This window comes from Xylocopilactobacillus apis (assembly GCF_033095965.1).
In the GTDB taxonomy this organism is placed as follows: domain Bacteria; phylum Bacillota; class Bacilli; order Lactobacillales; family Lactobacillaceae; genus Xylocopilactobacillus; species Xylocopilactobacillus apis.
The window spans coordinates 850001-869711 of the sequence record NZ_AP026801.1 but is presented as its reverse complement, the minus strand read 5'-3'; the positions used below and the strand labels follow the sequence as shown (position 1 = coordinate 869711).

Here is a 19711-nt window from a genome sequence, read left to right as displayed (position 1 = left end):
CAAAAAAGCCTTAGCATCGATTTGAAATATCGGTTTCTAAGGCTTTTTTGTTTACAATTTTTTATGTTTGAGCTTCAGTTGGCAGTAAAATCGTCTGACTGTTACCATCATCATATGCCAAAATTAACTCAGGATAGTTTGATCTAAATGGCGTATTCAAATCAAAAGTAACTGATATCGGGGAATTTTCTTGTGAATAAACAATTGAAAGTAAACCTTTGTTATTCACCAAGTTAAAATTAATAACTTTAGCAAGACTAAAGAGTCCTTGTAAATTTTGGTCAATTATAATCCAAAAAGTATCAATTATTTCACCAGGTAAGTGTGAAATAACTCCATATGTTGCAAATCTGCCTCGATGCGAATCAAACATTTGAAACTCCTTCTACTATATCAACAATAATGCCTGAAGTTATTTTTATTAGATCTTGGACATTAATTTTAATCATTTTTCCAATCTCCCCCGCTGATACAATAATATCATCAAACATCTTAATTTTTTGATCGTAATAAATCTTAAAATGTTTATTATTGTAAATCCCAATCGGGGTATTTTCACCATGTAAATAACCAGAAGTTTTTACTAAGTCTTTTAAAGGTACTATTCCCACTTTTTTATTTCCAGTTACGTTACTCATTTTTTTATAATCAATCCGATCGTTAATTGGAATCACACCAACAATAGGACCGGTTGCTTTCCCCGTTAAAACTATCGTTTTAAAAACTAAAGGAGAAATTTCTTGATCATCTTTATCATCAATCACATAAACATCACCTTCTAAATGTGTTGAATATGATATCGATTGATAGTTAATTTTTTCTTTATCTAAAAATTTTTCAATTAAAGTTTTCTTTTGTTTCTTTGCCATTAATATGTAACGAGTGATTGAATTTTAAGATCTCTAATCTGATCTCGTCCTTTTAAGTCACTTAATTCAACAATAAAGGATGCTCCCACGACTTCTCCACCAAGTCTTTTCACTAAATTTCTAGTATCTTCAATTGTCCCGCCGGTTGCCAAAAGATCATCAACCAAAAGAACTTTTTGTCCTTTTTTAACTGAATTTTTTTCCATCTCTAGAATATTTTCTCCATACTCTAAAGAATAAGATTCTTTTACTACTTCACCTGGTAATTTTCCTTCTCTGCGAGCTGGTTGAAAACCAATTCCCATTTCATTTGCCAAAGCCGCTCCGATGATAAAACCCCTCGCTTCTGGGCCAACTATTAAATCTGCATTAACACTTTTAGCAAAAACAGCAATTTCTTTAATTGCCGACTTAAACGCCTGTCCATCGGCTAATAATGGGGAAACGTCACGAAATAAAATCCCCTTGATCGGAAAATCCGGTGTTGATGTAATAAATTTTGAATAGTCCAATTAAATATCTCCAATTTCTTTATAATAAGACAAAATCTTGTCTTTAAGTTCATCAATGGGACAAAGCATAAATTCCCTTTGAAATTCATACTTTTGTCGATATAATTGGTAAACTGAAGAACCTTCCAATGATTGAAACTCAGCTTTTTCATTGATAAGCAAAAAGTCATTTTTAATGTTAACAAACTTCAAATCAAAAAACACATTTAGAACTACTTTTGTTTTTTCCAAACTTAATCCTAAATCAATCAATCCATTTTTTAAAGGAATCTTTTTTTGCTGGAAAATAAATTTGTAGCTTTTTTTAAAATCCTCAGTGGTAGGAAACCCTCCCACTGCTAAATTAATAGAATCTAACAAAACAAAATCTATTTTTTCAAGCTGCTGATTATTCTTAAAAAAATCAACTAATTCTAACTTGCTGTTTGGCTGATCAAACAAAACAATATTTTGTAGAGAGTTAAGATCATCGTTTGCTAAAAAAATATCATTTTTTATTTGAGGATAATTTTTTTTAAAATTGTCAGCTCGATTTGAAGAGAAAAATATTAACGGCCATGATTTCTTTTTTAATTCATAGCTTTTAATTTTATGTAATCTTTCATCAAAGATCATTGGCTTATTAACTTTAAAATCCAATAAAACCAGCTGTATTTGGGACAAATTATTCCATTCATTTAATGATAAATGAAATGCAATTTTTTCCACATTATTGCTTAAAAAATAAGAATCTGCAAACCCCATCTGAAATCCAATAACATTAATTTTCTTTTTATTTTGGGTTATAGACAATCTTAAATGGTCACCATTTTCACCAATTCGATGAATATCACCAACAGAAAAATTATCCATCGAAAAAATCGGCTCTTCGTTACCTGGACCAAACGGACGAAGATTTTCAAGTTCATGATATAAATCTTCGTTAAAATCAGAGATCTGAGCATTAACGTCGATTAATAATTTCGACTTTTTTTGATCCTTTGGTATTTCTGACTTATTGATTTCTTCTTTAAACTGATCAAAATGATCAAGCTTCAGGCTTAATCCTGCAGCTCCTTCATGTCCACCAAAACTTTCTAAAATTTTTTGAGAAGGTTTAATCAAATCATAAATATTAATAGTTCCACACGTACGAGCTGAACCTTTAGCAATTTGATTTTCTTCGTCGATATGAAAAACGATTGCTGGACGATTCATCTTTTCAGCTAATTTTGCTGCAATAATTCCGATAATTCCTTCCGGCCAGTTAGTAGATGAAGCAACAATTACCTGATCTTTACAAGATTTTACTTGATCAAAAGCTTCTAGAGACATTTTTTGAGTTAGCTCTTTTCGCTCCTTGTTTAAAGATTCTAGTTTTGCTGCTTCAGAATTTGCATTATCTTCATCAAAAGTTGTAAGTAAGTCGACCACAAAATCTGCTTTATCTAAACGTCCTGCGGAGTTTATTCTCGGAGCAATCTGAAATCCAATCGTTTGATCATTAATCTTAGAAGTTTCAATTTTGGAACTTTTTAAAATATTATCAATACCCAATCTTTCACGGGTTTTAATAATTTCAATACCGCGAAGAACAAAGTATCGATTTTCAGGAGTTAATTTAACAACGTCGGCAACGGTCCCAATTGCGACTAAATCTAATAGATCTTCCTGTTCATCTCCCAAAAGAGCACAAGCTAACTTATAAGCAACTCCAACTCCTGCTAAATGTTTATTTGGATAATCTGAATCAGAAGACGCCGGATGAATTAAACAATCAATGTTAGGAGAGACCACAGCTGGAATTTCGTGATGATCACAAACGATTACGTCAATTCCATTATTTCTTGTCCATTCAAATGCATCGGTTCCAGTGACGCCATTATCAATCGTAATTAATAATTTAATATCTTTATCAATTACTTTTGTATAAGTATCAATATTCGGCCCATATCCATCTTGAAAGCGATCTGGAATATAGTAACTAACATCTGCTCCAATATTAATCAACGTTTCATACAGCAAGGAGGTGCTGGTAACACCATCTGCATCGTAATCCCCATAAATTAATACTTTTTCTCCGCTTTCTACAGCTTGATTAATTCTGTCACATGCCCGATCCATATCTTTCATTAAAAAAGGATCATAAGGAGTAAAGTCCTTTAACATGATCTGAGTTTGATAGTCTTCAAGAGAACTAATGCCTCTTTGATAAAGAATTTGAGCAAATATCGAAGAAACTTTTAACTCCCGTTTTAAATTATCTACTACTTGTTGATCATTAGGGGGCCTATCAATCCAGTTATATTTCATTTATTATCTTCTTGATCCATTCCAAATATTGTCATAAATGCTTCCTGCGGAACTTCAACACTACCAATTGCCTTCATTCGTTTCTTACCAGCTTTTTGTTTTTCTAAAAGTTTTCTTTTTCTAGTAATATCTCCTCCATAGCATTTTGCTAAGACATTCTTTCGGTAAGATTTTACCGTTGATCGAGCTACAATTTTATTTCCAATAGCTGCCTGAACAGCAATTTCAAATTGTTGACGAGGTATCACGGTTTTTAGTTTATCAACAATTTCTTTACCACGAATGTTTGATACATCGCGATGAACAATGCTGCTTAGGGCATCAACTGCTTCACCGTTTAATAAAACGTCCATTTTAACCAAATCAGACTCACGATAACCAGAAACTTCATAATCAAGAGAAGCATATCCCTTCGTTCGACTTTTTAATTCATCAAAATAATTGTAAATAATTTCAGATAGTGGCATTTTATATTTTAATTCAACTCGGTTATTATCTAGATATTCCATTGTCTGGTATTCCCCACGCTTACTTTGAGTAATTTCCATTACTGGACCAATAAATTCACTTGGAACCATAATAGTTGCATCAACAAATGGCTCTTCAAATTTTTTAACCTTACTTAAATCTTCAATTTGTGATGGATTATCAACTTGAAGTTCTTCACCATCAGTCATAAAAACATGATAGTGAACCGAAGGAGCAGTCATAATAATATCAAGATCAAACTCTCTTTCAAGTCGTTCCTGAACCACATTCATATGCAAAAGGCCAAGAAAGCCACAACGAAATCCAAACCCTAATGCTTGAGAAGTTTCTGGCTCGAATGTTAAAGCAGCATCATTTAATTTTAATTTTTCTAAACTTTCTCTTAAATTAGGAAACTTTGCATTATCAATCGGATAAATTCCAGCATAAACCATTGGATTGCTTTCACGATATCCTTTTAAAGCGTTAGATGCCGGATTGTCAGTGAGAGTAATGGTATCACCCACTCTAATTTCTGAAATATCGCGAATGCCTGCAACTACGAAACCAACATCTCCTGTCATCAATTCATTTCGTTTGACTTCTGCTGGTCTATTAACTCCCAATTCTAATATTTCATATTGCATTTTAGAATTCATTAAAGTTATCTGGTCGCCAACTTTTAAAATTCCACTTTTTACCCGAACTAAAAGAACAACACCTTTGTAAGAGTCATAATATGAATCAAAAATTAAAGCTCTCACTGGATCATCAATTAGATTTTCTGGTGGTTTAACATCTGTTACAATTCGTTCTAGTAGATCGTCAATCCCTTTTCCAGTTTTCGCACTAACAAGAACAGCATTGCTAGCATCAATGCCAACAATGTCTTCGATTTCTTGTTTCGTGCCCTCTACATTAGCTGAAGGAAGATCAATTTTATTAATCACAGGTAAAATATCTAAATCATTTTCTGCTGCCAAATAAACATTTGAAACAGTTTGAGCTTGTACACCTTGTGAAGCATCGACAATTAACAAAGCCCCTTCACAGGCTGCTAAACTGCGAGAAACTTCATAAGCAAAATCGACATGTCCTGGAGTATCAATCAAATGAAAAACGTAGGTTTCACCGTTTTTAGCTTTATATTCCAGTTCGATTGCATTTAACTTAATTGTAATTCCTCTTTCACGCTCGATATCCATATCATCAAGAATTTGATTTTGCATTTCGCGTTCAGAAATAGTATTTGTTAATTGTAAAATTCGATCGGCAATCGTTGATTTTCCATGATCGATATGGGCAATGATCGAAAAATTACGGATATGTTCCAATCTATTTTCAAGTTGTGCTTTTGATAAATCAGACATTGAAGATCCTTTCAGTACAAATTACTTCAATAATAACATTATTAATGGTTTCTATTATGGCTTTTTATAAAAAGAAAAAGACAGTCTTAACAAACTGCCTTTACGTGAACATGCTATAAATCAAAGCGTTCTTTAACTCTACTAAAGAACGAATTATCATCATCAGGCTTGTCTTCACCCATTAATTCAACGTAGTTTAAAAGTGCTTTACGTTGCTTCTCGTTCAGTTTACGAGGAATTTTGATTTTAACAGTAACATATTGGTTGCCGACGCCATTTGAATTCAAATGTGGAACTCCCTTACCTTTAATCTTCATAACGGTGTTGGGCTGTGTTCCAGAAGGAATGGTCATTTCGCCAGGACCATAAACAGTATCTACTGTTATCTTATCACCTAAAACTGCTTGCGCATAATTAATCGTCTCTTCACTATATAAATCATAGTTTTCTCTCTTATACTTCTTCGAAGGAGAAACATTAATATCAACGTATAAGTCACCGTATTCACCATTTAATGCTCCCGCATTTCCAGCTCCTTCTTTAACAAGCTGTTGTCCATTATCAATTCCCTTTGGAATATGAACAGAAATCGTATTCTTTTGGCGAGTCAAACCTCTACCACTACAAGTAGAACATTTCTCTTTAATTATTTGACCGACTCCATGACATACAGGACAAACCCGACGAGCCTGTTGAACTCCGAAAAGGCTTTGAACTTGCTGAACTACATATCCGTTACCATGACAATTTGAACATTCTTCAGGTTTAGTACCTGGTTTTGCACCATTTCCATGACAAGTTGGACAACGGTCCATTCGTTCATAAGTGATTTCTTCGTCTTTACCAAAAATTGCATCTTCAAACTTTATTTTAAGTCGATATTCTAAATCACTGCCTTTTTTCTTTTGAGGTCCACTAGAACGTTGAGATGAAGAACTTCCTCCAAAAAATGAATTTAAAATATCTTCAAAATCATCAAAGTTTCCACTTGAATACTGAGTTCCACCTCCGAAATTACTAAAGCCGCTAAAACCTTGACCAAATCCTCCAGCACCATTTGGATCTGCTGAACCAAATTGATCATACTGTGCTTTCTTATTGGGATCTGATAAAACTTCGTAAGCTTCATTAATTTCCTTGAACTTTTCTTCAGCCCCAGGTTCATGATTAATATCAGGATGGTATTTTTTGGTTAATTCTCGATATGCTTTTTTAATATCATTTTCTGAAGCGTCTTTACTAACGCCCAGAATTTCATAGTAATCTTTTTGGGCCACTAAATTAACGCCTCAATTCGTCTATTATTTCTTTTCCTTAAAATCAGCATCAACAGTATCTTCACCTTTCTGGTTGTCGTCGTTAGTTGAACCAGAATCAGCTCCGCTGTTATTTGCTTGTTGTTCTTGCTGTGCTTTTTGATACATTTCTACAGTCATCTTTTGTAATGCTTCAGAAAGTGCATCCTTCTTAGCTTTCATCTCGTCAAGGTTGTTATCCTTTTGAGCTTTATCTAACTCTTCTTTTAATTTCTTAGCATTATCAAGATCACTATCGCTCACTTTACCTTTTAGTTCATCAAATGTTTTATCAGAAGTAGCAATTAATTGATCAACTTCATTACGTAAATCAGCTTCTTCTTTTCGTTTATTGTCAGTTTCTTCGTTTTCTTGAGCTTCTTTGACCATTCGATTGATATCATCATCAGAAAGACCTGATGATGATTTAATTGTAATTTTCTGCTCTTTATTCGTACCTAAATCTTTAGCCGAAACGTTAACAATTCCGTTTTTATCAATATCAAATTTTACTTCAATTTGAGGAACCCCTCTTGGTGCTGGTGGAATATCAGTCAGCTGGAAGTTCCCAAGGGTTTTATTATCTGCAGCCATTGGTCTTTCACCTTGTAAAACATGAATATCAACACCAGACTGGTTATCAGCAGCAGTTGAGAAAATTTGAGATTTACTAGTAGGAATTGTCGTGTTCCGTGGAATTAACTTAGTAAATACTCCACCCATCGTTTCAATTCCAAGAGACAATGGAGTAACATCTAGTAATACAACATCTTTTACATCACCCGAAATTACACCACCTTGAATGGCTGCACCGAGCGCAACAGCTTCATCCGGGTTAATTGAATGATCTGGATCTTTTCCAGTCCACTCTTTAACCGCTTCTTGAACAGCTGGAATTCTAGTAGATCCACCATTAAGAATAACTTTATCAATATCCCCTTTGGTTAGATCAGCATCTTTTAACGCATTTTCCATTGGAATCATGGTCTTCTCAACTAAATCTTTTGTCAAGTCATTAAATTTAGCTCTTGTTAAAGTCATTTCCAAATGAAGTGGTCCATTATCATTTGCCGAAATAAATGGTAATGAAATTGAACTTGTATTGGTACTTGAAAGTTCCATTTTAGCCTTTTCAGCAGAGTCCTTTAGACGCTGCATAGCCATTTTATCCTTTGAAAGATCAATTCCATTAGACTTTTTGAACTCATCAACCATCCAATCCATTACTCTCTTATCAAAGTCATCACCACCAAGGTGCGTGTCACCGTTAGTTGAAAGTACTTGGAAAACACCATCACCTAATTCAAGGATTGAAACATCAAAGGTCCCACCGCCAAGGTCATAAACCATTACTTTTTCGTTGTTTTTACCCTTATCAAGACCATATGCTAATGCTGAAGCAGTTGGTTCATTAATAATTCTTTCAACCTCAAGGCCTGCAATTTTACCAGCATCTTTAGTTGCCTGTCTTTGAGCATCATTAAAATAAGCTGGAACAGTGATAACCGCCTTAGTTACAGGTTCACCTAAATAATCATCTGCAAATTTTTTGATATATTGTAAAATCATTGCCGAAATTTCTTGAGGTGTGTATTCTTTGCCATCAACATTAACCTTATAGCCTGCTTCTCCCATGTGACTCTTGATTGAAATCACCGTATTTGGATTAGTTAATTCCTGGCGTTTTGCTACTTCACCAACTTGAATTTCTCCGTCCTTAAAAGCAACAACTGATGGAGTTGTCCGATTACCCTCTGGATTAGTAATAATTTTTGGCTCATTTCCTTCAAGAACCGCAACTGCTGAATTCGTAGTACCTAAGTCTATACCTATAATTTTTGCCATGTTTTTTACCCTCTTTAAATTATTTAGTAACAATAACCATTGCTGGTCTAATTACACGATCTTTCAATTTATAACCAGACTGTAAAATCTGTTTAACCATATTTTTCTCTTCATCTTTTTGAGCTTCAACAACAGAAACTGCTTGATGAATATTAGGATCAAACTTTACACCTGCTTCTGAAATCTCAGTTATCTGATTATTCTTCAGAGCTTCATTCAACTGACCAAGAACCATTTCAATTCCCTTTTTTAATTGTTCTGAAGACTTACCATCAGTTTTTGTTTCTAATGCCCGTTTTAAGTTATCAAGTCCTGGCAAGATTTCCTTAGCCAAATCCTGACCACTGTACATCAATAGTTGAGCTCGTTCTTTTTTAAAATGATTATTCATATTTGCAATCTCAGCTTCTGAACGAAGAAACTGATCTTGTAATTGATCATTTTTTTCTTTTAATTCTTTAATTTGTTGATTAAGTTTTTCAATTTCTTCTACTTGTGAACTTGCTTTAGACTTTTTTTTATTGATGTTTTCCTCTTTATTTTCCACGTTAGAAGAATTTTCTTTATTGTTTTTATCGGGATTTTTATTCTTTAAATCATCAGCATCTTTCACAGTTATTATTAAACTCCTTAATCCATTTCTTCAATTTCATTTATTCGTTCTTGTAATTCTTTGCGAAAAGTATCAACAATCGACAACATCTTACTGTAAGGCATCATTTGCGGTCCTAAAACTGCAAGCATTCCACTTTGAAGATATTTAGTTGCAAACGGAGCGCTAATTAAAATAAAATCATCAACATCACTATCGATTAATCTCGGTATGAATTGAATCCTCGTATTCTTACCATCAGATAATCCAACTTTTTTTATCAATTCAATAAAATCATCACTATTGGAATTAACGAAAGTAATTATTTCCTTAACCGTATCTGGAGATTCATCATGAACATAATTTAATAAATTATATTCTCCTTCGATGTAATAATGATCCCTCGCTAAGTCATCAATAATTTGATCAACTTCTTTTTTTACAAAATCATCTACTGATTGATATTTTCCTTCAGAATCAAAATCATCTAAATAAGCTCTCGCTCCATTAATTGACTTCCCAACTAAATCTTTTTCTAGCAATTCTCCTAATAACTTACAACTATCAGGAGAAATTGTATCTACTGTCACAATTCTTTCCGATACTCGACCAAAATTATCCGTTGCAAGCAGCATAACTTTATTATTCTGTAAGGGAATTATTCTAAAATCTTCAATTTTCGATGATGTAGATTCAGGACTAAAAGAAACTGACATATAATCCGTCATCTTGGACAATAGTTCTGTCGACTCTTTTATCACCTCATCAATTTGACGGCTCTCAGCTTGCTGCATAAAATTCTTAATTTTATACCGTAATTCTTTTGAAACGTCTACGGGTCTTAAAATGTTGTCGAAATAGTAGTGAAATCCTGTTAATGAAGGAATCCGACCAGACGAAAGATGTGTCTTTTCAATCAAACCCATTCCCTCAAGTTCTGCCATTTCATTCCTAATCGTTGCAGATGATACATCTAATCCAGAAGCACTCTGGAGATATTTTGAACCAACCGCATGACCAGTCATTGCATAATTGACAATAATCTCTTTGAGAATGATTTTTTGTCGATTAGTTAACATTAAATCACTCCTTTTAGCACTCTTTCTCTCTAAGTGCTAACGATTATATACTACACTCACAGTTTTATGATGTCAAGCTATTCGAAGCTGTTTTATCTATTAAAAATGTCGAAAAAACGTCGTTTGCAAAATACCTTCCCTCATCACTCAAAAAGATTTTGTTATCTTCTTTGATAATAAGCCCCTCTTGAAGAAATTTACTAATTTGGTTTTGATAAAGGTTCAATAAATCAACATTGAATTTTTTAGAGGACGCTGTAAGATCAATACCTCGATTAAGTCTTAACCCCAAAAACATTTCTTCTTCAATTCGTTCTTTTAAACTTAACTGATGAGAACGGAGAACTGGCATTTCATTTTGTTTAAGATCATCAATGTAAGCTGAAATAACCTGCTTGTTTTGAATCCTACGCCGTCCTAAATATGCATGAGCTCCAGCACCAAACCCAAAATAGTCTTCATTATTCCAATATAATTCGTTGTGTAAAGATTCAAACCCTTCTTTAGAAAAGTTACTAATTTCATATTGATGCCAGCCATTTGTATTAAGAACTTCCAAGGCATACTTATACATTTGGCGATCCTGATCTGGATTGGGCAGACGTAGTCGATGTTCCATCAGTAAATTATGAAAAATCGTATGCTGTTCAAGAATTAACGAATAAATTGAAAGGTGTTCAACTCCCAAACTTAATGCTTGCGATACATTTTCTGTAAATTCATTAAAAGTTTGACCAGGTAAACGAAACATCAAGTCTAAACTAATATTTTTAAAACCAACTTTTCTAGCATTGTTAACTGCTTGAAAAATTGACTCTCGATCATGTGTTCGACCGATTCGTTTTAAGGTTTCATTATTAAAACTTTGAGCTCCAATACTAATCCTTCGAACACCATGTTCATACATAATCTTTAACTTTTCTAAATCCTGTAAATCATTTGGATTAGTTTCCATCGAAAACTCTTTTAAGTGATCAAAAGAAATATTTTCATTTAATCCTTTTAAAAGAAGCTCTAATTGTTGGCATGATAAAGCGCTAGGTGTCCCACCTCCAATATAAATTGTTTCGCAATTTTCTTTCGGTTTTATAAAAAGGCCTTTTTTTACTTCTTTTATTAAACATTTTAAATAATCATCAACTGGCTGACCTTGCTTTAAAACTTTTGGAAAGTCACAGTAATAACAAATATGATCACAAAATGGAATATGAATATAAACTCCCGTCATTTTGTTTGAATGTATCTCCTAACATTTAGCTCGTCATTTTTAATTTCTTGAATTAATTCCTTTTCAGATTCAAACTTTTTCTGAGGTCGTTCAAAATAAACCCATTCAATATTTAGTTCTTTTCCGTAAATATTATGGTTAAAGTCTAAAATATAAGTTTCAATGTATTTTCTGTTTCCATTGTAAGTCGGCTTATTACCAACAGACGTAATTCCCCAAAATTCATTTTCATCTAATTGAACTTTAGTAAAGTAAACTCCATCTTTTGGAATTAAATAATCATCGTCATTTTCTACATTAGCTGTTGGAAAACCAAGTGTTCGGCCAATTTGTTCACCCGTTACTACCTTACCTTTTGTTATATAAGAACGGCCTAATAATTTTTTTGCTGATTGAAAATTACCTTTTAAAATTTCGCTTCTAATTTTTGAAGAAGAAACTTTAGTCCCATTCAACTGAGTAAACGGAACTTTTTCAACTGAAAAATCTCCTCTTGCATAATTCGGCAATAAATCCATATTGGCAATATCTTTTTTCCCATACGTAAAATCAAGTCCAGCAATGAATTTTGTCACATGCGCTGCCTTAATATATTTATCAACAAAAATCTGTGGCTCCATTTTTTGAATTTGCGAATTAAATTCAATTTCTATAACCATATCAACACCTAATTGATCAAATATTTCATATTTATCATTTTGCGTTGTTAAAACTGGATAAGGAGTGGGAACTTCAGTATAAAATTGCTTGGGATAAGGCCAAAAAGTCATAACTATCAAAGGCAGACTGAGATTATCAGCAATATTCCTACTCTTTTTTATGAGCTCTTGATGTCCGAGATGTACACCATCAAAAAAACCCGCCGTCATTATATTATTCGGTAAATTTAATTCTTTAATTTCATCGTTTTTTTTAATCTGTATGATTTTCATTTGATATTTTCCAAAAACATTGTCTTAGCCTGAAAAAAACTACCTTTTTTTTCATAAATGGCAACAACTCTATCTGAATATTTTAAAACAAGTAAATCTTCTTTTACAGGTATTTTTATTTTTGCACCGTTTCGAACGCGTAAAAATTGAGAATCTGTTAAATCAAACTTTGGTAAATCAAATAAAATTTCTTCTAAGGACTTAACAACATTTAGATTAGCTTTTATTTGATCTAATTTAACCGTTTGATCCAGATTAAACCCTCCGCCGGAAGTTCTTACCAATTTTTTCATAACCGCAGGATATCCAAGCTTTTGGCCAATTTGAGTACAAAGAGTTCTAATATAGGTACCTTTAGAACAAACCACCTCAAATTTAAATTCACAAGTAAAATCATGATGATACTTAACAGATGAAGTTCGATTTATACTTAAAATGTGAAATGAACGTGCTGGTTTTTTTATAAAAATATTTTCTCTAGCATATTCATACAAATGTTTTCCGTGATAACGAACTGCAGAGAAAAAGGGAGGAACCTGTTCGTTCTCCCCCTTAAATGTTTCTAAAATATCATCAATTGTTAAATCGGAAATTCGATCTTTAACTTTAATTTTTGCAATTTCTTTTCCATCTAAATCTTCAGTTTCAGTTGCTCGTCCGATAAGAATTGTACAAGAATAAGACTTATGTTTTTCCATCAAAAAGGGAACTAATTTAGTAGCATCTCCTAAACAAATCGGTAAAACTCCTGTTACCATTGGATCCAAAGTTCCAGTATGCCCGACCTTTTTTTGGTGAAAAATCTTTTTGATTTGATTAACATAGAAAAAACTCGTTTTCCCTGCTTCTTTATACACAGGAATTATTCCATTAATCATAAATTTTGTTCGCTTTCATCATCTAACTGATTAATAATTTTGTTTATTTTATCGGCATAATCAAAAGATTCATCATGCATAAATTCGATCTGAGGGATTTGTCTAATTGACATCTTTTTTCCCAACAAATATCTAATTCTTTTTTTTGCTTGGTTTAAACCTTTTTGTGTTTTCTCAGCAGTACTGGCTAAATGTCCTAAAAAACTATAGTAAATTTTTGCATTTTTTAAATCGTTAGAAAGATCAACTCCGGTAATTGTTACACCATCTAATCTGGGATCATTTAGATCTTGGATAATTATTTCTCCAACACTTTTTAAAATTTCATTTTCAAGTCGATCAACTCGATATTTCATGGTATTAACACCCCGCTACTCAGCTGATACCTCTTCCATAATGAAAGCTTCAATTTGATCTTCAACTTTAATATCATTATAATTTTCAATCATTAATCCACATTCATTACCAGCTTTTACTTCTTTTACATCATCTTTATAGTGTTTAAGAGAAGACAGTTTTCCTTCATAGATCACTACGCCGTTTCTGATCAAACGAACACCACTATCTTTTTGAATAAAGCCCTGATCAACAAATGATCCAGCAATTGTTCCCAACTTAGAAACTTTGAATATTTCACGCACAGTTAGATTTCCGGTAACTTTTTCTTGATAAACCGGCTCAAGCATTCCCTTCATTGCTGATTCAATTTCTTCAATTGCGTTATAAATAACATTATGAAGTCTAATATCAACACTTTCTGAGTCAGCTTCTTGTTGAGCTTGTGAAGTTGGACGAACATTAAAACCAATAATAATCGCATTCCCTGCAGCAGCTAAACTAACATCACTTTCATTGATTGCTCCTACAGCTGAATGAATTACGTTAACTCTAACACCTTTTACTTCAATTTTTTCAAGACTTTGTCTAAGTGCTTCAACTGTCCCTTGAACATCAGCTTTAATAATTACAGCAACTTCTTTGAGCTCACCTTCACTCATCGAATCAAAAAGGTTATCAATCGTTACATGATGGGCTTTTTGACGATCATTTAATTCAGCTCTTTTAGCTCGCTCTTCCCCTACTTGACGACTTGTTTTTTCATCATCAAATACAACAAACTTATCTGCTGAATCAGGAACTGTATTCAAACCAGTAATTTCAACTGGTGTTGAAGGGGTTGCCGATTTAACCCTACGTCCACGATCATTTGTCATACTTCTTACTCGTCCAAAAGTATTACCAACAACTAATGGATCACCAACATGTAAAGTTCCTTGCTGGACAAGTAATGTGGCAACAGGACCTCGTCCTTTATCAAGTTTAGCCTCAATTACTGTTCCAACTGCTTTACGGTTAGGATCTGCTTGTAATTCAAGAATATCGGCTTGTAAATTGATCATTTCAAGGACTTCATCGACATTTTGACCGGTTTTTGCCGAAATATTTACAAATATAGTATTTCCGCCCCAATCTTCAGGAATTAGCTCATATTCGCTTAACTGTTCCATCACATGATTTGGATTTGCACCTGGTTTATCAATTTTATTTACTGCAACTATTACTGGTACCTTTGCAGCTTTTGCATGATTTATTGCTTCAATAGTTTGAGGCATCACACCATCATCAGCTGCAACGACTAAGACGATTAAGTCAGTAACATCAGCTCCACGAGCTCTCATTTCAGTAAAGGCTTCATGCCCCGGCGTATCCAAAAACGTTATTAAACGTCCATTAATATCTACTTGATATGCCCCAATATGTTGAGTAATACCTCCAGCTTCCCCTTCAGTAACATGAGTATGCCTTAATCTATCAAGAAGAGTTGTTTTACCATGATCTACGTGACCCATAATTGTAACAACAGGTGGCCTCTTCTTTAAATTCTTTTTATCATCATCTGAAAGCTCAAAATATTTATCTAAATCTCCAATATCTTCAGGTACAATTTTTTGAGCATCAACTCCATAATCAGTAGCCAAAATTTCGATCGTATCATCGTCTAATGACTGGTTTTGATTTGTCATAACCCCCAGCATAAATAGTTTCTTAACTATTTCTGTTGGCTCGCGATGCAAAATTTTACCTAGATCTTGAGCATTCATACCTTCTGTATATTGTAAAATATCTGGCAATGGCCTTTCTTTCCTAACTGTAACAGCAACCTTTGTTTTAGTTTTAATTTTTTGTTTATGATTTTTATGTCCGGCACGCTTATTAAAAGTCGGTTCAGACTGCGTATTTTTCTTTTTATTGGAACTTTTCTTCCAAAATTCTCCTGCCTGATTTTCTTTCTTTAAATCGGGCTTTGTAAATTCTTTATGAGAATTATTTACTGGCTGTCTATACTTGGAAGAATTAACATTTTCTCTGTCATTCGAACGATCTGTGTTCGACAATTTTATTTTTGTTTTATTGTTTGTGTTATCAACTATTTTTTTTGCAGCTTCATGAATATTTTTTTGCTTAACCGCTCTTTTTTTGTCTAACTCTTTTTGAGGATTGGAACTATTTTCAAACGTTTTCTCATATAATTCTTTATTTTGACGTCTCTTTATTGAATCAGCTTGCGCTTTAGCATCAAAAGTCTTATGTGTTTTATTAAAACTATTATTTTTATTATCGCTAGTATGATTATTCTTAAAATTTTTCTTTAAATTATTATCCCTATTTTTTTTATTGTTTTGAGGAGATGTATTAGGTTTACGGATCGATTTAACACTAATTTTGATCTTAGCTTTACTATCCTGTGATCCTTTATTTTTATTTTGAGCTTGATGATTTTTATTCAACTCATCATTAGGTGTTTTATTAACAGCCTTTTTATTAGAAACAGATTTTGAATCGTTTGCTTTTTTTACAAAATTCTGTTTAATTTTATTCGATTCAGTCTCTGTTACAACTGACATATGGCTTTTTACGTCCATACCCAAGGATTTAGCCTTATCTACTAACTCTTTAGATGGGATATTTAACTCTTTTGCTAATTCATAAATTCTTATTTTGACCAAAATTTTTACCTCCTACAACCCTTTTAACTACACTTATTTTTTACTCATTTTTTACTCCTGAATAATTCATTACGTGCAATTCTATGTTCAATATATTCATATAATTCTTTATAAAATTGATCATTTACTTTAATTCCAAAAGCTTGATCAAATACTTTCTTTTTCTTTGCAACTTCAATATTATTTAGATCAAGAGAAATGTAAGCACCACGTCCTGCTGCTTTCCCTGTTGGGTCGATTTTAATCTCGTAATCCTTATTTCGAACAATTCTTATTAATTCTTTTTTAGGAAACATCCTTCTAGTAATAAGATCCATTCTCAATGATTCTTTTCTCATTTTATCAAAATTTACCTATGTTTTATTCTTCTGAATCACTATTGTCATCATCTGTAAATTCCACTTCTGATTCTGGCTTAATATCAATCTTATAATTAGTTAATTTAGCAGCAAGCCTAGCATTTTGTCCTCTTTTACCAATCGCTAAAGAAAGCTGATCATCAGGTACAATCACCAAACAATTTTTTTCATCCTCTTCAGAAAATTGGACTGCAATAACATCAGCTGGTTTTAAGGCATTAGCGATAAAATCGATTGGATCCTTCTCCCATTCGATAATATCCATATTTTCACCATTTAACTCATCGACTATATTTTGAACTCTTTGTCCTCTTTGACCAACTGTGGTACCAACTGCTGGAACATTTTCATCATTTGAACGCACTGCTATTTTACTCCGATCTCCTGGTTCTCTGGCGATTGATACAATTTCAATTGTTCCATTATATATTTCTGGAACTTCTTGTTCAAACAACCTCTTAACTAATTCAGGACTAGTTCGAGAAAGTAAAATTCGTGGCCCTTTCGTAGTATTTTCAACATTTGTAACATAGACTTTTAAACGCTTATTAGCTTCATAAGATTCATTAGGGATTTGATCTGATTTTCCGATCACACCTTCAATTTTACCTAAGTTAACGTAAACAAACTTATTATCAACTCGCTGCACAAATCCTTGCATTACTTCATGTTGATAATCTGCATACTCTTGGAAGACTGCACTTCTTTCTTCTTCACGTATTTTTTGAAATATTACTTGCTTCGCACTTTGAGCAGCTAGTCGTCCAAAATTCTTAGGAGTTACTTCAAAATTAACTTTATCTCCGACTTCATAACCTTTGTTAATATTTTGAGCATCTTCAATTGAAACTTCTAACTGATTATCAAAAACTTGATCTACCACTTCTTTAATTTGATAAACATGAACTTCTCCAGTTTGTTCATCAAATTCTACATCAACATTTTGATTCTGCCCGTAGTGCTTTTTATAAGCTGCTCGTAATGCTTGAACCAAAGCATCAATAATAACTTCTTTTTTAACACCTTTATCTTCTTCTAATAATTTAAGTGCTTGTAAAACTTCCTGTGACAATTTTTTCCTCTTTTCACATAATTAAAATATAATTAATTTTTGAAATATATTCACGCGGAATCTTTAGATTTTCCGGATCATTATTTTGAATTTCTACATAATCCTGATTAAAAGAGATCAGCTCTCCAATATGGATTTTATGACCACTAAACTTACGATAGCAACTTATTTTTATATTCTCTCCTATTGCTTTAAATAATTCATGATCATTTCTAATGTTTCGCTCTATACCGGCGGATGAAACATCTAAATTATAATTATCTGGAAATTCACTCTCATAATTATCAAGCTTTTCAGATAACAATTCACTAACTTCCACAAGCTCATTCAACCCAATAAAATGATTACTTTGAAGTAAAACTCTTAAAGTAGGATTAGATCCTTCATTAAGAAAAGAAATCTCATATATTTCCAATTCACTATTTAAACTAGATAATATTGGTTCTAATAAATCTTTAGTCAACTTTTGAATATTACTAATAATATTTTCTCCATAAACAAAAAGTGAGCAAAAATGCTCACTCCTTCTTCTAACTATAAGTGCCGAGGACCGGAATCGAACCGGTACGGTAATCACTTACCGCAGGATTTTAAGTCCTGTGCGTCTACCTATTCCGCCACCCCGGCAAAAGCATAAAGCGGAAGACGGGATTCGAACCCGCGACCCCCACCATGGCAAGGTGATGTTCTACCACTGAACTACTTCCGCAAATGCCGACTAGAGGATTCGAACCTCCGACCCCCTGATTACAAATCAGATGCTCTGCCAGCTGAGCTAAGTCGGCTAAGGGAAAAGTGCGGGTGAAGGGACTCGAACCCCCACGTTGAAACAACACAAGAACCTAAATCTTGCGCGTCTGCCAGTTCCGCCACACCCGCATATGGAACTAATAAGAGTCAATAACGACTCAAGTGGAGATTACAGGGCTTGAACCTGTGACCCTCTGCTTGTAAGGCAGACGCTCTCCCAACTGAGCTAAACCTCCAATTGTGTGGCAGCTTCCTACCCTCGCAGGCACTTACGCACCAACTACTCTCGGCGTTAAGAAGCTTAACTTCTGTGTTCGATATGGTTACAGGTGTTCCCTTCTTGCTGTCACCACCACACTCATGTCTTCTCAGACACTCAAAACTAAATATCTACTACCATCAATGCTCTCGTCTCGGTTAAGACCTCGACTTATTAGTACTGGTCCGCTTCATACGTCACCGTACTTCCACTCCCAGCCTATCTACCTCTTCTTCTTAGAGGAGTCTTACTACCTTGCGGTATGGGAAATCTCATCTTGAGGTTAGTTTCTCACTTAGATGCTTTCAGCGATTATCTATTCCATACTTAGCTACCCAGCGATGCCTTTGGCAAGACAACTGGTTCACCAGCGGTATGTTCATCCCGGTCCTCTCGTACTAAGGACAAATCCTCTCAAATTTCCTGCGCCCGCGACGGATAGGGACCGAACTGTCTCACGACGTTCTGAACCCAGCTCGCGTACCGCTTTAATGGGCGAACAGCCCAACCCTTGGGACCAACTCCAGCCCCAGGATGCGATGAGCCGACATCGAGGTGCCAAACCTCCCCGTCGATGTGAACTCTTGGGGAGATAAGCCTGTTATCCCCAGGGTAGCTTTTGTCCGTTGAGCGATGGCCCTTCCATGCGGTACCACCGGATCACTAAGCCCGAGTTTCCTCCCTGCTCGACTTGTCTGTCTCACAGTCAAGCTCCCTTTTGCCTTTGCACTCTACGAATGATTTCCAACCATTCTGAGGGAACCTTTGGGCGCCTCCGTTACTCTTTAGGAGGCGACCGCCCCAGTCAAACTGCCTGCCAGACACTGTCCCTCTATCTCTCGTAGTAGGTTAGAACACTCATCTAATCAGGGTAGTATCCCACCAGCGTCTCTTCTCAAACTG

General features: G+C 34.1%; 17 protein-coding genes, 5 tRNA genes and 2 rRNA genes (1 of these 24 only partly in view). All 24 read right to left on the bottom strand.

The window, feature by feature from the left end:
* Nucleotides 1–61: 61 nt before the first annotated feature.
* Nucleotides 62–373, bottom strand: coding sequence for a DUF960 domain-containing protein (locus R8749_RS04105; protein WP_317698166.1), 312 nt, complete (start codon nt 371–373; stop codon nt 62–64).
* Nucleotides 366–869 (bottom strand): YbaK/EbsC family protein, encoded by a 504-nt coding sequence (locus R8749_RS04100; protein WP_317698165.1) that lies wholly within the window; start codon nt 867–869, stop codon nt 366–368. The genes R8749_RS04105 and R8749_RS04100 overlap by 8 nt, the downstream gene beginning before the upstream one ends.
* Nucleotides 869–1381 carry an adenine phosphoribosyltransferase gene (locus tag R8749_RS04095; protein ID WP_317698164.1) on the bottom strand — a complete coding sequence of 171 codons (513 nt, stop codon included), beginning with the start codon at nt 1379–1381 and terminating at the stop codon, nt 869–871. Before R8749_RS04095 ends, R8749_RS04100 begins: the two co-directional genes overlap by 1 nt.
* Nucleotides 1382–3673, bottom strand: coding sequence for a single-stranded-DNA-specific exonuclease RecJ (gene recJ / locus R8749_RS04090; protein ID WP_317698163.1), 2292 nt, complete (start codon nt 3671–3673; stop codon nt 1382–1384).
* Nucleotides 3670–5511 (bottom strand): translation elongation factor 4, encoded by a 1842-nt coding sequence (gene lepA, locus R8749_RS04085; protein WP_317698162.1) that lies wholly within the window; start codon nt 5509–5511, stop codon nt 3670–3672. The genes recJ and lepA overlap by 4 nt, the downstream gene beginning before the upstream one ends.
* A gap of 113 nt (nt 5512–5624) precedes the next feature.
* Complete coding sequence (gene dnaJ / locus R8749_RS04080) at nt 5625–6788, bottom strand: molecular chaperone DnaJ (protein WP_317698160.1); 1164 nt, start codon at nt 6786–6788, stop codon at nt 5625–5627.
* Between the two features lie 24 nt (nt 6789–6812).
* The gene (dnaK, locus tag R8749_RS04075; RefSeq protein WP_317698158.1) at nt 6813–8651 is read right to left on the bottom strand and encodes a molecular chaperone DnaK; all 1839 of its coding nucleotides are present in this window, start codon (nt 8649–8651) and stop codon (nt 6813–6815) included.
* Between the two features lie 19 nt (nt 8652–8670).
* Nucleotides 8671–9264 carry a nucleotide exchange factor GrpE gene (gene grpE / locus R8749_RS04070; protein ID WP_317698157.1) on the bottom strand — a complete coding sequence of 198 codons (594 nt, stop codon included), beginning with the start codon at nt 9262–9264 and terminating at the stop codon, nt 8671–8673.
* Nucleotides 9265–9281: 17 nt separating this feature from the next.
* The gene (hrcA, locus tag R8749_RS04065) at nt 9282–10322 is read right to left on the bottom strand and encodes a heat-inducible transcriptional repressor HrcA (protein WP_317698156.1); all 1041 of its coding nucleotides are present in this window, start codon (nt 10320–10322) and stop codon (nt 9282–9284) included.
* A 64-nt stretch (nt 10323–10386) separates the two neighbouring features.
* Nucleotides 10387–11550, bottom strand: a complete 1164-nt coding sequence (hemW, locus tag R8749_RS04060; RefSeq protein ID WP_317698155.1) for a radical SAM family heme chaperone HemW — start codon at nt 11548–11550, stop codon at nt 10387–10389.
* Nucleotides 11547–12482 (bottom strand): bifunctional riboflavin kinase/FAD synthetase, encoded by a 936-nt coding sequence (locus R8749_RS04055; RefSeq protein WP_317698154.1) that lies wholly within the window; start codon nt 12480–12482, stop codon nt 11547–11549. The genes hemW and R8749_RS04055 overlap by 4 nt, the downstream gene beginning before the upstream one ends.
* The gene (truB, locus tag R8749_RS04050) at nt 12479–13360 is read right to left on the bottom strand and encodes a tRNA pseudouridine(55) synthase TruB (RefSeq protein WP_317698153.1); all 882 of its coding nucleotides are present in this window, start codon (nt 13358–13360) and stop codon (nt 12479–12481) included. The genes R8749_RS04055 and truB overlap by 4 nt, the downstream gene beginning before the upstream one ends.
* Nucleotides 13357–13716 carry a 30S ribosome-binding factor RbfA gene (gene rbfA / locus R8749_RS04045; protein ID WP_317698152.1) on the bottom strand — a complete coding sequence of 120 codons (360 nt, stop codon included), beginning with the start codon at nt 13714–13716 and terminating at the stop codon, nt 13357–13359. The genes truB and rbfA overlap by 4 nt, the downstream gene beginning before the upstream one ends.
* Nucleotides 13717–13731: 15 nt before the next feature.
* A complete protein-coding gene (gene infB, locus R8749_RS04040; protein ID WP_317698150.1) occupies nt 13732–16368 on the bottom strand; it encodes a translation initiation factor IF-2 in 2637 nt (878 codons plus the stop codon).
* Nucleotides 16369–16412: 44 nt separating this feature from the next.
* Nucleotides 16413–16706, bottom strand: coding sequence for an RNase P modulator RnpM (gene rnpM / locus R8749_RS04035; protein WP_317698148.1), 294 nt, complete (start codon nt 16704–16706; stop codon nt 16413–16415).
* 22 nt (nt 16707–16728) lie between these two features.
* Nucleotides 16729–17799 carry a transcription termination factor NusA gene (nusA, locus tag R8749_RS04030; RefSeq protein ID WP_317698146.1) on the bottom strand — a complete coding sequence of 357 codons (1071 nt, stop codon included), beginning with the start codon at nt 17797–17799 and terminating at the stop codon, nt 16729–16731.
* Between the two features lie 13 nt (nt 17800–17812).
* Complete coding sequence (locus R8749_RS04025; protein ID WP_317698145.1) at nt 17813–18262, bottom strand: ribosome maturation factor RimP; 450 nt, start codon at nt 18260–18262, stop codon at nt 17813–17815.
* A 78-nt stretch (nt 18263–18340) separates the two neighbouring features.
* Nucleotides 18341–18426 (bottom strand) — tRNA-Leu (locus tag R8749_RS04020).
* A gap of 10 nt (nt 18427–18436) precedes the next feature.
* A tRNA-Gly gene (locus R8749_RS04015) sits at nt 18437–18508 on the bottom strand.
* Nucleotides 18509–18511: 3 nt separating this feature from the next.
* Nucleotides 18512–18584 (bottom strand) — tRNA-Thr (locus R8749_RS04010).
* A gap of 11 nt (nt 18585–18595) precedes the next feature.
* A tRNA-Leu gene (locus R8749_RS04005) sits at nt 18596–18678 on the bottom strand.
* A gap of 34 nt (nt 18679–18712) precedes the next feature.
* A tRNA-Val gene (locus R8749_RS04000) sits at nt 18713–18785 on the bottom strand.
* A gap of 4 nt (nt 18786–18789) precedes the next feature.
* A 5S ribosomal RNA gene (gene rrf / locus R8749_RS03995) occupies nt 18790–18906 on the bottom strand.
* A 56-nt stretch (nt 18907–18962) separates the two neighbouring features.
* A 23S ribosomal RNA gene (locus R8749_RS03990) occupies nt 18963–19711 on the bottom strand; it runs 2153 nt beyond the window's last position.